This is a genomic window from uncultured Amnibacterium sp. (assembly GCF_964245895.1).
GTDB lineage: Bacteria > Actinomycetota > Actinomycetes > Actinomycetales > Microbacteriaceae > Amnibacterium.
Genome location: NZ_CAXTOQ010000096.1, coordinates 1 through 13225 on the forward strand (window position 1 = coordinate 1; position 13225 = coordinate 13225).

Below are 13225 nucleotides of genomic sequence, written 5' to 3' on the forward strand. Positions count from 1 at the left end.
GGTGGCGTCCGGCACGACCGTCGCGACCATCGAGGCCATGAAGATGGAGGCGTCGATCACGACGCCGGTCGCCGGGGTGGTCGCCCGTCTCGTGGTGTCCGGCACGGCGCAGGTGGAGGCCCAGGACCTGCTCGTCGTCGTCGACTGAACACCTCCGGACCCGGGCGAGTGCGGACTGCGACGTCGTCCTACCCGAGGACACCCCCGTCACCCCCAGTTCGGGGGCGCCCACAACGCGCGGCGCGCTTCCGAGGGGTGGCAGAAGTCTCAAGTTAGAGTCGAAGCGTCGACCCGCTCGAGGAGGTGGAAGCCGTGGCCAGCAAGCGCAGCATCAAGCCGGAGGCCGGCGGTCTGCTCGACGGCACCCGCATGGACGAGGGCATGCACCACGCCGACGGTCCCGTCCAGGTCGCCCTCGTCACGCGCGCCGCGGGCACCGACCTCGGCGCCCTCTCGCGGGTGCCGCTGCAGCAGCACCCGTCGATCGAGATCGACCTGCCGCCGCTGCCGAGGTCGGAGGTCCCGGCCGACGAGGCCGCCGTCGCGATCGACGACGTCTCGGTCGACCCCGGGTCGCTGACCGCTGCGACCTCCAGCTTCGCGATCGTGTCGGGCGACACCGGCGACCATCGCGCGATCCCCGCCGGTGCTCCGTCGCGCTCGGTCACCGGTCCGCTGCCGCGCGCCACCGGCTCCGTGCCGCGGGCCACCGGCTCGATGGCCGTGCCGCGGCACACGGGCAGCGCCTACGACGCGCTGCTCGGCGCTCCCTCGCGACCGGGCGCCCTCGGCGGCCACCGCCCAGGCGCCACCGGCGAGATGCCGCGCCTCAGCGACTTCCGTTCGACGACCGGCGAGGTCCCGCGCCTCGACGGCCGGCTCGACGGCGCGGGCTCGGCGACCCGCCGCGAGCGCCGCAACGGCACGCCCACGACCCCGGGCGAGCCGGAGTCCGCGGCGATGCTGACCCCGGACCGGCTGATCGAGAACGGCGGCCGGGTCCGCGAGAAGCCGACGGGCGGCTGGAACCGGTTCGTCTACGCGGCGACCCTGCACCGCCTGAACCTCGGGGACTCGCCGGCGGAGCGCCTCCGCAAGGACGAGGTCGCGCGCATCACGAAGGCGTTCGACGGCGGCACCCGGTTCGTCCCGGTGCTCACCCGCAAGGGCGGCGTCGGCAAGACCACCGTCACGACGCTGCTCGGCATGACCATGGCGACGCTCCGCGAGGACCGCGTCATCGCCATCGACGCCAACCCGGACCGCGGCACCCTGTCCGAGCGGGTCACGAAGCAGACGCGCGCGACGGTGCGCGACGTGGTGACCAGGGCGAACGCGATCAACGGCTTCACCGACTTCTCGACCCTCGTGTCCCGCGACGAGACGCGGCTCGACATCCTCGCCTCGGACACCGACCCGCTGCTGTCGGAGGCGTTCGACGAGAACGACTACAACGTCGTCGCGGACCTCGCGGCCCGCTACTACTCGATCGCGCTCACCGACTGCGGCACCGGCATCGTCCACTCGGTGATGCGGGCCACCCTGCAGCGGGCCGACTCCGTCGTGATCGTCTCCGGCGGCAGCGTCGACGAGGCGCGCCTCGCCTCCGAGACCCTCACCTGGCTCGAGGCCAACGGCTACGGGGACCTGGTGCGGAACGCGGTCGTCGCGATCAACACGGCGACCCACGGCACGAGCCTCGTCAAGCTGGACGAGATCGAGTCGCACTTCGCCTCCCGCGTCCGCGACATCGTGCGGATCCCCTACGACCCGCAGCTGGCCGCCGGCTCCGTCGTCGACTACAAGAACCTGAAGCAGACGACGAAGGACGCGGCCCGCACGCTCGCCGCGCTGGTCGCGGACGGGCTGCCGTCCCGACGCGACGGGTGACCGTCCGGGACATCCGGCTGTTCGGCGACCCGGTGCTGCGTACGGTCTGCGACCCGGTCGGGCAGCCGGGCGCCGGCACCGCTGCGCTGGTCGCCGACCTCCTCGACACCGTGCAGGTGCCCGGCCGGGCCGGCGTCGCCGCGAACCAGATCGGCGCGACCGTGCGGGCGTTCGCGTACAACGTCGACGGCCGCGTCGGCTACCTCCTCGACCCCGAGCTGATCGAGGTGCGCGGCGAACCCGTCGAGTTCGACGAGGGGTGCCTGTCGGTCCCCGACCTGGTGTTCCCGACGAGGCGGTACCCGTGGGCGCGCAGCGTCGGCCGGCAGCTCGACGGCTCATCGGTCGAGGTGGTCGGGGAGGCGATCCTCGCGGAGGCGCTCCAGCACGAGCAGGACCACCTCGACGGGATGCTCTACCTGTCCCGCCTCGAGCCCGCCGTCCGCAAGGAGGCCATGGCCGAGGTCCGCAAGGCCCCCTGGCTCACGTAGCGGCGGGGTCCGGTCCGCGGGTCAGCCGGCCTTGGCCGCATGCTCCTTCTTCGCTTCCGCGTAGAGCGCGTCGATCTCGTCCGCGCGCTGCTTCAGGATCACGTGGCGCTTGATGCTCAGCTTCGGCGTCAGCTCCCCGGACGCCTCGGTGAAGTCGTCGCCGAGGACCCGGAACGCGCGCACGCCCTCGGCGCGGGACACGTGCGTGTTCGCGGTGTCGACCGCCTTCTGCACCTCGTCGCGGACGACCGGCAGCTTCGCGGCGTCCTCGACCGAGAGACCGCCGTCCTCGCCCTTGTTCTTCAACCAGGCGGGCAGCATCTCGGCGTCGAGCGTCACGAGCGCCGCGATGAACGGGCGCTGGTCGCCGACCACGACGACCTGGCTCACGATCGGGTTCGCGCGGATCGGGTCCTCGAGCTCGGCGGGGGAGACGTTCTTCCCGCCCGCGGTGACAATGATCTCCTTCTTCCGCCCGGTGATCACGAGGTGGCCGTCCGCGTCGAGCGAGCCGATGTCGCCCGTCCGGAACCACTCGCCGTCGAACGCCTCCGCAGTCGCCTGCTCGGCGTGGTGGTACCCCGGGAACACCCCGATGCCCTTCACCTCGACCTCGCCGTCCGCGGCGATGCGGATCGCGGACCCGGGCAGCGGCGGGCCGACCGTGCCGACCTTCGCGTGGGCGGGTCGGTTCACGGTGATCGGCGCGGTGGTCTCGGTGAGGCCGTAGCCCTCGAGGATCGTGACGCCGATCGCGCGGTAGAAGTGGTTCAGCCGCGTCCCGAGCGGGGCTGAGCCGGACACCGCCCAGCGGCACCGGCCGCCCAGGACGGCGCGCAGCTTCCGGAAGACGAGCGCATCCGCAGCCCGGTACTGCACGGCGAGCGCGAGCGGCACATGACCCTCGGCCTTCGCCTCCGACCAGCGGACGCCGACGTCGGCGGCCCAGCGGAAGGCGCCGCCGCGCCCGCCTGCCTCCGCCTTCTGCTCCGCCGAGTTGTAGACCTTCTCGAACACGCGCGGCACAGCCAGGAGGAACGTCGGACGGAACGAGCCGAGCGAGGGCACGAGCTTGGAGGTGTCCGCCTGGTGCCCCACGGTGACGCCGCCGTACACCGCCAGCACGGAGATGAACCGCGCGAAGACGTGCGCGAGCGTCACGAAGAGGAGGGTCGCGGCCTGCTCGTTGACGATCTCGGGGATGTCGATGGTGACGTTCCTCGTCAGCTCGACGAAGTTGCCGTGCGTGAGCACGCAGCCCTTCGGCTTCCCGGTCGTGCCCGCCGTGTAGATGATCGTGGCGATGTCGGTCTCGACCGCGAGCTGGCGGCGGCGCTCCACCTCGTCGTCGGCGACGTCGGCGCCCGACTCGGCGATCTTGTCCAGCCCGCCCACGTGCAGCTGCCACACGTGCTGCAGCGCGGGCAGGTCGGCCTGCACCTCGTCGACGCGCGTGTAGTGCTCGGCGGTCTCGACGACCATGGCGCTCGCGCCGGAGTCCTCCAGGATGTGCCGCACCTGGTCGGGGGAGCTGGTCTCGTAGACCGGCACGACGAGGGCGCCGGCGTACCAGGCCGCGAAGTCGACGAGCGACCACTCGTACCGGGTGGAGGAGAGCAGCCCGATCCGGTCGCCCGGCTGGATCCCGGCGGCGATGAACCCCTTCGCGACCGCGACGACGCGCTCACGGAACGCCGAGGCGGTGATCGACCGCCAGCTCTCGCCGTCCGGCACCTGGAAGAGCACGAGGTCGGGCGTCCTGGCCGCGCGCTGCGCCAGCAGGTCCGCGACGTTCAAGGCCGGCTCGGCCTCCGTGAGGAGGCGCGTCTCGGTCTGCTGCACTCGAAGCTCCTTCGCCTGGGTGCCTCGATGGTACCGGGCGGCCGCGCCGCGGGCGGGGTCGGCCCGAGGACGCCAGCGGGGCCGCACGCCCTAGGCTCTGCCTCCGTGCAGGCGATCGGCATCGACATCGGCGGGACGAAGATCGCCGGCGGGGTCGTGGACGAGCTCGGCACGATCGCCCGGTTCGAGCGGGTGCCGACCGATGCGAACGACTCCGCGGCGATCGAGGCCGCGATCGTCGCGATGATCGAGCGGCTCGCCGACGGGCAGCGCCTGCCGGTCGGCGTCGCGGCGCCCGGCTTCATCGACGCCGGGCAGAGCACCGTCTACTACACGCCGAACATCCCCTGGCGCAACGAGCCGCTCCGGGAGCGGCTGGAGGGGCGGCTCGGGCTGCCCGTCGTCGTCGACAACGACGCGAACGCCGCCGGCTGGGCGGAGTTCCGCTTCGGCGCGGGCCGGCTGGTGTCCGACATGGTGATGATCACCTCCGGCACCGGGGTCGGCGGCGCCGTCATCGCGGGCGACCGGCTGCTGCGCGGCGGGTTCGGCGTGGCGGGGGAGCTGGGGCACATGCGCGTCGTGCCGGACGGCATCCCCTGCGGCTGCGGCGCCCGGGGCTGCATCGAGCAGTACGGCTCCGGTCGCGCCCTGCAGCGCATGGCCGGTCTGGTCGCGGACGGCGGCGGCATCGGCGCGGCGCTCGCGGCGGAGCGGGAGCGCGCCGGCGGCGTGCTGCCCGGCGCCGTCATCGGCCGCCTGGTGCAGGAGGGCGATCCCGGAGCGGTCGCGGCGCTCGCCGAGCTGGGGTCGTGGATCGGGCAGGCGTGCTCGAGCCTGGCGGTCGTGCTCGACCCGCAGCTGTTCGTGATCGGCGGCGGCGTGGCCGACGCGGGCGACCGGCTGCTCGGCCCGGTCCGCGCCGCGTTCGCCGGGCACCTCCCCGCCCGCGGCTTCCATCCCGAGCCGGTGTTCGCCGTCGCGGAGCTCGGCAACGAGGCCGGTGTCGTCGGCGCGGCCGACCTGGCGCGTCTCCACGAGGACGACTCGCTGCGCGCCTACGCCCCGCGCGGCTGACCGCCCGCCCCCGCCGATCGGGCGGTGCCCACCGACCCGATAGCCTCGACCGACCCGTGCCGGACCGGGAAGGGGACGCGGATGCTCTACTGGATCATCAAGAACCTGTTCCTGGCGCCCTATCTGAACGCGACGTTCCGGCCATGGGTCTCGGGCATCGAGAACGTGCCGGTGCGCGGGCCGGTCATCCTCGCCTCCAACCACGTGTCCGTCGTCGACTCCCTGTTCCTGCCGCTGATGCTGAGGCGCAAGGTCACCTTCCTCGCGAAGAGCGACTACTTCACCGGCAGGGGCGTCAAGGGCTTCGCGATCCGCACCTTCATGGAGGGGGTCGGCCAGCTGTCGATCGACCGCTCCGGCGGCGCGGCGAGCGAGGCGTCGCTGAACGCCGGCGTCGGCGTGCTGCGATCGGGCGGGGTGCTCGGCATCTACCCCGAGGGCACGCGCAGCCCCTCCGGCAAGCTGTACCGCGGCCGCACCGGCGTCGCCCGCATGGTGCTCGAGGCGAAGGTGCCGGTCGTGCCGGTGGCGATGTTCGACACGGACAAGTCGATGCCGATCGGCAAGGTCATCCCGCGCGTGCGCCGCATCGGCGTCGTGATCGGGGAGCCGCTCGACTTCTCCCGCTTCGACGGGCTGGAGGGGGACCGCTTCGTCCTCCGCTCCATCACCGACGAGATCATGGTCGAGATCGCCCGGCTGTCCGGCCAGGAGTACGTCGACGTGTACGCGAGCACCCTGCGGCAGCCCGCCGCCGGTGCCGCGTGATCGCGGGGAGCCCGGCCGTGCTGCAGCCCTTCGAGGATCCCATCGTGCCCGCGCGCCCCGAGGTGCTCGCCGGGCTGGACCACTGGCGCGCCCTCGAGGTGCGGCAGCAGCCGACGTGGCTCGACGGGGACGCGGCCGCCGCAGCGGTCGCGGAGATCGCCGCGATGCCGCCGCTCGTCTTCGCGGGCGAGGTCGACCAGCTGCGCACCCGGCTGGCCGCCGCCGCCGCCGGCCGCGCCTTCGTGCTGCAGGGCGGCGACTGCGCCGAGACCTTCGCCGCCGCGACCGCCGACCGCATCCGCGCGCGGGTGAAGACGATCCTGCAGATGGCGGTCGTGCTCACCTACGGCGCCTCGATGCCGGTCGTGAAGATGGGCAGGATGGCCGGCCAGTTCGCGAAGCCCCGGTCGAGCGACCTGGAGACCCGGGACGGCGTGACGCTGCCCGCGTACCGCGGCGACATCGTCAACGGCTACGACTTCACCCCCGCCTCCCGAGCGCACGACCCGCAGCGGCTGGTCCGCGGCTACCACACGGCGGCGTCGACCCTGAACCTGATCCGCGCGTTCACGCAGGGCGGGTTCGCGGACCTGCGCGAGGTGCACAGCTGGAACCGGGGGTTCGCGGCGAACCCCGCGAACCAGCGGTACGAGGGCCTCGCGCGCGAGATCGACCGCGCGGTCCGGTTCATGGGCGCGGCGGGGGCGGACTTCGACGAGCTGACGCGCGTGGAGTTCTACACCGCGCACGAGGGCCTGCTGATGGAGTACGAGCGGGCGCTCACCCGCATCGACTCGCGGAACGGCACCCCGGTCGACACCTCAGGGCATTTCGTGTGGATCGGGGAGCGGACGCGGCAGCTGGACGGCGGGCACGTCGACTTCTTCTCCCGCATCCGCAACCCGATCGGCGTGAAGATCGGGCCGTCCATGACGCCGGGCGAGCTCGAGCGCCTGGTCGACGTGCTCGACCCGGACCGCGAGCCCGGCCGCCTGACCCTGATCACGCGGATGGGCGCGACCCGGATCGGGGACGTGCTGCCGCCGCTGCTCGAGGCCTCGAAGTCGTTCGCCGCGACGCCGCTGTGGATCACGGACCCGATGCACGGGAACGGGATCACGACTCCGACGGGCTACAAGACCCGCCGCTTCGACGACGTGGTCGACGAGGTGCGCGGCTTCTTCGCCGCCCACCGCGCGGCGGGCACGTTCCCCGGCGGGATGAACGTGGAGCTGACCGGCGACGACGTCACCGAGTGCCTCGGCGGGTCGGAGCACATCGACGAGGCCGACCTCGCGACGCGGTACGAGTCGCTGTGCGACCCGCGGCTGAACCACATGCAGTCGCTCGAGCTGGCGTTCTTGGTCGCCGAGGAGCTCGGCGCTGGCGGCATCTGACCGGTCGGGTCAGAGCCCCGCGGGCGTCCCGGTCGGGCTCGGCGCCGCCGTCGGCGTGGGCACTCCCGTCGGTGCCGGCGTCTCCGCCGGAGCCGGGCCCGAGGACACGACGAGCCGGACGGTGCTGCCCGCCGGCAGGCTCGCGCCCGGGTCGACGGTCGCGTCGTCGGCGTCGATCAGCCGCAGGACGGTGCCCGCGGTCTTCAGGGACGCGCGGTCGACCTGCTGCCCGAGGGTGAGTCGGGCGCTCCGGACGGCTGCCGTCGCGTCCGCGACGGAGGAGCCCTTCACCGCGGGCGCGGAGGCGGGCTGCTCGCCCTTCGACAGCAGGAGGCCGACCTCGGCGCCGGGCGGGAGCGCCGTGCCCTGGCCCGGCCGGGTGCCGACGACGACGCCAGAGTCGATCGTGCTCCACACGCTGCTGCGGGTGCCGACCCGGAACCCGCTGTCCTGCAGCGCGGCGGTGGCCCGGTCGACGGACATCCGGGAGACGCTCGGCAGCGCGGAGGTCGACCCGGGCCCGCCGCCGTAGTACCAGCCGGTGGCGGAGGCCATCGCGCCGGCCACGAGCACCGCGCCGAACGCCCATGCGCCCCGGCGGTGCGCGCGGCTGGTCGCCGCCCGCAGGCGCTCGACGGTGTCGGTCGTGGCCGCTGAGCGCCTCGCGGGCGCCGGGGGCGTGTCGGCCGTCGGCAGCACCGTGGTCGGGGCCGGCGGCAGCACCTGGGTGCGACCGGTGATCGGGCCGGTCTCGCGCTGCTCGCGCATCAGGTGCTGCGTCTCGAACAGCTGGTCGAGCATCGCGCGGGCGTCCCGCGGCCGGTCCTCCGGGTCGCGCGACGTCGCCCACAGGGTCAGGTCGTCGAGCAGCGCCGGCACCGACGCGTTCTTCAGCGACGGCGCGGGCACGGAGTCGTTCGCGTGCTGGTACGCGATCTGCACCGGCTGCTCGCCCTTGAAGGGCTGCTCGCCGGTGAGCATCTCGTACATCATGATGCCGACCGCGTACACGTCGCTGCGAGTGTCGGCGATCCCGCGCGTGACGAGCTCGGGGGACAGGTAGGCGATCGTGCCGAGCAGCGCCTGGCCGCTCGCGGTGTGGCTCGTCGCGGCGCGGGCGAGGCCGAAGTCGCCGGTCTTGATCCGGCCGTCGTCGGCGAGCAGCACGTTCTCGGGCTTCAGGTCGCGGTGGATGATCCCGGCCTTGTGCGCCGCGACGAGGCCGGCGAGCACCGCCTCCAGGATGTCCATCGTCTGCTCGGAGGTGAGGCGCCCGTACTCGCCGAGCAGGTCGCGCAGCGTGATCCCCTGCAGGTACTCCATCACCAGGTAGGCGGTGCCGAGGTCCTGGCCCTGGTCGAAGACGTTGACCACGTTCGGGTGCGCCAGCCGGGCGGCGCTGCGCGCCTCCTGGATGAAGCGGTCGCGGAACGCCGCGTCATCGGCCAGGTGCGCGTGCATCACCTTGACGGCGACCCGCCGCTCCAGGCGCAGGTCGGTGGCGAGGTACACGGTCGCCATGCCGCCCCGCGCGATGCGGGCCCGGATCTGGTACCGGCCGTCGAGCAGCCGGCCCACCATGGGGTCGGGAGGAGCGGCGGTCACGCCCCGAAGCATAAGGAGCGGGTCCGGCCGCGCCGCGGTGGCTCTCCGCGGAGCGGGGAACCGGCTCGCCGCCCGGCGTCGTGAGGCCCTGGCTTCAGGCTCGGGTGCGGTCCAGGTCGGCGAGCCAGCCGCGGGCGCACCGCTCCCACTTGCCGTAGGCGGCGGGGGAGGAGGTGCGCTGCACGGCGTGCGCCGCCTCCCCGACGCTCATGAACTCCCAGCCGCCGACGTCGAGCAGCCCGGTCGCCGGGGCGACGACGCCGCTGCCGGAGCCGCCGAAGAACGCGGTCGCCGCCCGGCGCGGGTCGCAGAGGACCGCGCCGTCGCCCCAGCCGCGGCTCGGCCGCTGCTGGAACAGGCCGACGGCGTCGCCCTCGCCGAACGCGAGGTTGTGCAGCGACGAGTCCTGCATCGCGGCGGTCAGCGCGATGACGACGCCGTCGTCCGGCACGCCGGCGAGCCGCCCGACCTCGGCGATCGTGCGCGCGTTGTCGAGCATCTCGCCCGACAGCCGGACCGCTCCGGACCCGCTGCGGCGCAGGTTCGGCACCGGGATGACCAGCTGCTGGCCGCTGCGGACCGCGCTGCCGCGCGACAGGCCGTTGGCGAGCAGGACCGCGGCGGTCGAGACGCCGTGGCGCTGCGCGATCGACGACACCGACTCGTCGTCGCCGACGCGGTGGCGGTGCAGCTCGTCCGCGACCGGGACCGCGGCGGGCCGGTCCGCGTTCGGCTTCACGAGCACGATCTGCCCGCGCTGCAGCTGCGAGCGCCAGCCGAGGCCGTTCAGCGCGAGCAGGCTCGCCGTCGAGACGCCGTGGCGGGCGGCGATGTCGAACACGGTCTCCCCGGCCTCGACGACCACCTCGATCGCTCCCTCGCGGGCGCGGCGCATCGCGTCCGCCTCCGCCGCGGGGCGCGACCGCTGGCCGTCGCGCTCGCCCTCGACGGGAGCCCCGACCGAGCGGGCCAGCGAGCCGACGAGCCGTCCGGCAGCGCCGAGCCGCGAGCGCAGCGCGCCCCGGTCGTCCGCGTGCCGCGCCCCGCCGGTCTGCGCCCCCCGCGCCTCCCCGAACACCGTCGACCCCATGGTCCGCCCTCTTCCACGCCCATCCCCCGAGGGGCGTGCCCGCACTGTCGCAAACCGGCTTCCCCGAGTCAACGGACGCGGCCGGTCGCGGGACGGGTTCGCGGGCGGCGGCGTGCCCCCAGTTCGCGCCCTGGCATCCTTGATCCGTGAGCGGTACCGACGAACGCGCCTGGCTGACCGTCCCCGACCTCGTCGAGCGGCTGGGCCTGACCCCGAGCCGGGTGCGGCGGCTGATCGAGGACAAGCACCTGCTGGCTCTCCGCCGCGACGGCGTGCTGTCCGTGCCAGAGGTGTTCGTGACGGACGAGGGGCCGCTGCCCGAGCTGCGGGGCACGATCATCGTGCTCGGCGACAACGGCTTCAGCGACGACGAGGCCGTGCGCTGGCTGCTCGAGCCGGAGGACAGCCTCGGCGCGGCGCCGATCGACGCGCTGCTCGCGGGCCGGAAGGCGGAGGTCCGCCGCATCGCGCAGGCCCTCGCCTGACGCCCACCCCTCCCTCCGGCCCGCCGAGGCCTTCAGCAGGATGGATCGAGGGCTCCAGCAGGACGAATCGAGGGCTCCAGCAGGACGAATCGAGGGCTTCAGCAGGACAGAACGCCGTCGGCAGGACGATCCGGGTCGTTTTCGCCTGCTGTCGCCGTTCTGTCCTGCCGACGCCCTCGCCGCCGGCGCGCGCGCCGCCGCCGCCGCCGCAGGCATTCGGCAGGCCCGGCTGAAGTCCCGATCGGCTCCTCCCCAGGCCGATCCGCCCCACGCGGCCCGGCGAGCGGCCAGCATGCCCGGCCATGGGAACCTTCCACCCCTTCTCCACGGCCGAGCTGCGAGCGATGGGCGAGACGGAGGCGTCGATCCGCGACTCGATCGACGCCCGGCGCCGGTACCGGGTGATCAAGGGCTGGTACGCCACGCCGGCGACGCCGAAGCAGGCGGTGCTCGCCATGCGGACGGGCGGCCGGCTCGGGTGCGTGTCGGCGCTCGCGCTCCACGGCGCGTGGGTGCCGCCGGATCACGGCGTCCACATCGTGTTCCCGACGTCCGCCTCCGGGCGACGCTCGGCCGGCCGGGAGCAGGGGCCGTCGGTCGTGAGGCACTGGAGCGCCCGGAGCGACAGGACCCAAGCCCGGGACGGCGTGCTGCCGCTTGATCTGGCCATCTCGGACGCCCTGACCTGCGTGCCGCCGCACCTGCTGATCGCGATCCTCGACTCGCTGCTGTTCCGGCGGCTGATCTCCCGCAACCGGCTGGAGGCGATCATCCGCCGCGGCCCGAAGCGGGTGCACGGGCTGATCGCCCACCTCGAGCCGAGGAGCGAGTCCGGCATCGAGTCGATCGTCCGCTACCTGCTGGCGGTCGCCGGGATCAGCGTCGACGTGCAGGTCACGACGCGCAGCCGCGATCGGCTGGACCTGGAGGTGGACGACTGGCTCGCGATCGAGGCGGACGGCCGGGAGACGCACGCGAAGGAGCAGGCGTTCACGGCCGACCGGGTGCGCGTCGTGCGGCTGCTGCGCGAGGGGCGGATCGTGCTGCAGTTCGCCTACGCGACGATCATGTACGACTTCGACTTCGTGCTCTCCGCGGTCCGGGACGTGATCGCGCGGCACGCCCCCGTCGCCTGACGGCTGTCGCGCCTCCACCCGAGGGCATCGGCAGGACAGGACGTCGTCAGCAGGACAGAACGCGCCGATTCGTCCTGCCGACGGCGTTCTGTCCTGCTGTCGCCCTCGAGCGCGGCGCCCTCGAGCGCAGCGGCCCCAGCGGCGGCCCTCAGGCGGTGCGGACGCTGATGGAGTCGGCCAGGCCGGCCAGGGCGTCGCGGGCGTCGGAGGTGAGCGGCGCGTCGGCGATCGCGTCGAGCGCGCGCTCCACGTTCTCCGCGATCAACGACTCGGTCGCGTCGATGGCTCCGGAGGCGCGGATCGTCTCCTGCAGCGTCAGCACCTGCTCGTCCGTCAGGTCCGGGTCGCCGAGCAGCTCGTCGAGCGTGCGGCGGGCGGACGCCGGCAGCGCGCGGCGGGCGAGGGCGATCAGCACGGTGCGCTTGCCCTCGACCAGGTCGTCGCCGGCCGGCTTGCCGGTGACGTCGCTGTCGCCGAAGACGCCGAGCAGGTCGTCGCGCAGCTGGAACGCGACGCCGAGCGGCAGGCCGAACTCGCGCAGCGCGGCCATCTGTGCCAGCGACGCGCCCCCGAGGCTCGCGCCGATCGCGAGCGGCGCCTCGATCGAGTACTTCGCCGACTTGTAGGTGATGACGTTCAGCGCGTGGTCGACCTCGAGCGCCCCGGGCACGTGCGGCCACTTGGCCTCGGCGACGATGTCGAGGTACTGGCCCGCCGTCACGTCGGTGCGCATCCGGTTGTACTCGCCGCGCGCCGCCCTGGCGTTCTCGCGGTCGCGCAGGGTGTCGATCGACTCCGCGAACAGCTCGTCGCTCCAGACGAGCAGCAGGTCGCCCAGCAGGACGGCGGCCGACCGGCCGAACCGGGCGGCGTCGCCGACGAACTCGCGATCCCGGTGCAGTCCCTCGAACGCGCGGTGCGCGGCCGGGGCCCCGCGGCGGGTGTCGGAGGCGTCGATCAGGTCGTCGTGCACGAGCGCCGCGGCGTGGAACAGCTCGAGCGCGGCGGAGGCGCCGATCACGGCGGGGAGGTCGTGGCTGCCCTCGTCGTCGAACGGCACGCCCCAGTCGTCGGCGGCCTGCACGGCCTGCCAGCCCCAGTAGCAGAACCGGGCGCGGAACCGCTTCCCGAATCTCAGAAAGTCCCGCGAGATCGACTCCATCGGCGCCGTGTCGTCCGCGATGGCGGCGAGAATCGGGGAGCGGGCGTCGAGGAACCCGTCGAGCCGGTCCTGCACCAGGTCGACGAGTCGGCCACCGGTGCTCACACCGCCTAGCCTAGCCGGGACGCCGACAGGTACACTTTGGCTCGCGCATGGCCGCGACGGCCGCCCACCCTGAGAGAAGAGGGATCCGGATGCCACTTTCGGAGCAGGAGCAGCGCCTTCTCGATGAGATGGAGCGCAGCCTCTACCACGGGGACGCGGACTTCGTCGCGTCCGTGG

Annotated in this window: 13 protein-coding genes; 9 read left to right on the top strand and 4 right to left on the bottom strand. The window is 73.6% G+C overall.

The window, feature by feature from the left end; genetic code table 11:
• The 3 genes from ACFE60_RS12760 to ACFE60_RS12770 all read left to right on the top strand — a co-directional run.
• A partial coding sequence (locus ACFE60_RS12760; protein ID WP_375389249.1) for a biotin/lipoyl-containing protein occupies nucleotides 1-148 on the top strand: 148 nt, incomplete at its 5' end.
• Nucleotides 149-312: 164 nt separating this feature from the next.
• Nucleotides 313-1890, top strand: a complete 1578-nt coding sequence (locus tag ACFE60_RS12765; RefSeq protein WP_375389239.1) for a MinD/ParA family protein — start codon at nucleotides 313-315, stop codon at nucleotides 1888-1890.
• Nucleotides 1887-2381, top strand: coding sequence for a peptide deformylase (locus ACFE60_RS12770; protein WP_375389240.1), 495 nt, complete (start codon nucleotides 1887-1889; stop codon nucleotides 2379-2381). Before ACFE60_RS12765 ends, ACFE60_RS12770 begins: the two co-directional genes overlap by 4 nt.
• Nucleotides 2382-2402: 21 nt before the next feature.
• On the opposite strand, the gene ACFE60_RS12775 is transcribed toward ACFE60_RS12770, so the two are convergent.
• The gene (locus ACFE60_RS12775; protein ID WP_375389241.1) at nucleotides 2403-4223 is read right to left on the bottom strand and encodes an AMP-dependent synthetase/ligase; all 1821 of its coding nucleotides are present in this window, start codon (nucleotides 4221-4223) and stop codon (nucleotides 2403-2405) included.
• Between the two features lie 105 nt (nucleotides 4224-4328).
• Between ACFE60_RS12775 and ACFE60_RS12780 the strand changes: the two genes are divergently transcribed.
• From ACFE60_RS12780 to ACFE60_RS12790, 3 genes are all read left to right on the top strand, one after another.
• Complete coding sequence (locus ACFE60_RS12780; protein WP_375389242.1) at nucleotides 4329-5300, top strand: ROK family glucokinase; 972 nt, start codon at nucleotides 4329-4331, stop codon at nucleotides 5298-5300.
• Between the two features lie 81 nt (nucleotides 5301-5381).
• Entirely contained in the window at nucleotides 5382-6068 is a 687-nt protein-coding gene (locus ACFE60_RS12785) for a lysophospholipid acyltransferase family protein (protein WP_375389243.1), read from the top strand.
• Between the two features lie 41 nt (nucleotides 6069-6109).
• A complete protein-coding gene (locus ACFE60_RS12790; RefSeq protein ID WP_375389250.1) occupies nucleotides 6110-7465 on the top strand; it encodes a class II 3-deoxy-7-phosphoheptulonate synthase in 1356 nt (451 codons plus the stop codon).
• A 9-nt stretch (nucleotides 7466-7474) separates the two neighbouring features.
• Here the strand turns inward: ACFE60_RS12790 and pknB are convergent, their stop codons facing one another.
• A complete protein-coding gene (gene pknB, locus ACFE60_RS12795; protein WP_375389244.1) occupies nucleotides 7475-9070 on the bottom strand; it encodes a Stk1 family PASTA domain-containing Ser/Thr kinase in 1596 nt (531 codons plus the stop codon).
• A gap of 94 nt (nucleotides 9071-9164) precedes the next feature.
• Nucleotides 9165-10160, bottom strand: coding sequence for a LysM peptidoglycan-binding domain-containing protein (locus ACFE60_RS12800; protein WP_375389245.1), 996 nt, complete (start codon nucleotides 10158-10160; stop codon nucleotides 9165-9167).
• A 146-nt stretch (nucleotides 10161-10306) separates the two neighbouring features.
• Here ACFE60_RS12800 and ACFE60_RS12805 point away from each other — a divergent pair, with 146 nt between their 5' ends.
• Together ACFE60_RS12805 and ACFE60_RS12810 are read left to right on the top strand one after the other, a co-directional pair.
• Entirely contained in the window at nucleotides 10307-10645 is a 339-nt protein-coding gene (locus ACFE60_RS12805) for an Rv2175c family DNA-binding protein (RefSeq protein ID WP_375389246.1), read from the top strand.
• Between the two features lie 302 nt (nucleotides 10646-10947).
• On the top strand, nucleotides 10948-11781 hold the full coding sequence (locus ACFE60_RS12810) for a hypothetical protein (RefSeq protein WP_375389247.1): 834 nt from the start codon (nucleotides 10948-10950) through the stop codon (nucleotides 11779-11781).
• A gap of 148 nt (nucleotides 11782-11929) precedes the next feature.
• Here ACFE60_RS12810 and ACFE60_RS12815 read toward each other — a convergent pair whose 3' ends face one another.
• The gene (locus ACFE60_RS12815) at nucleotides 11930-13048 is read right to left on the bottom strand and encodes a polyprenyl synthetase family protein (RefSeq protein WP_375389248.1); all 1119 of its coding nucleotides are present in this window, start codon (nucleotides 13046-13048) and stop codon (nucleotides 11930-11932) included.
• Nucleotides 13049-13137: 89 nt separating this feature from the next.
• Here ACFE60_RS12815 and ACFE60_RS12820 point away from each other — a divergent pair.
• Nucleotides 13138-13225, top strand: an 88-nt coding sequence (locus ACFE60_RS12820; protein ID WP_375389251.1) for a DUF3040 domain-containing protein, incomplete at its 3' end; no start/stop codon positions are given.

Excerpts from the sequence above, each read along its gene's own strand:
- ACFE60_RS12785 (WP_375389243.1), top strand. The coding sequence starts at position 5,382 with ATGCTCTACTGGATCATCAAGAACCTGTTCCTGGCGCCCTATCTGAAC.
- ACFE60_RS12810 (WP_375389247.1), top strand. The coding sequence starts at position 10,948 with ATGGGAACCTTCCACCCCTTCTCCACGGCCGAGCTGCGAGCGATGGGC.
- ACFE60_RS12800 (WP_375389245.1), bottom strand. The coding sequence starts at position 10,160 with ATGGGGTCGACGGTGTTCGGGGAGGCGCGGGGGGCGCAGACCGGCGGG.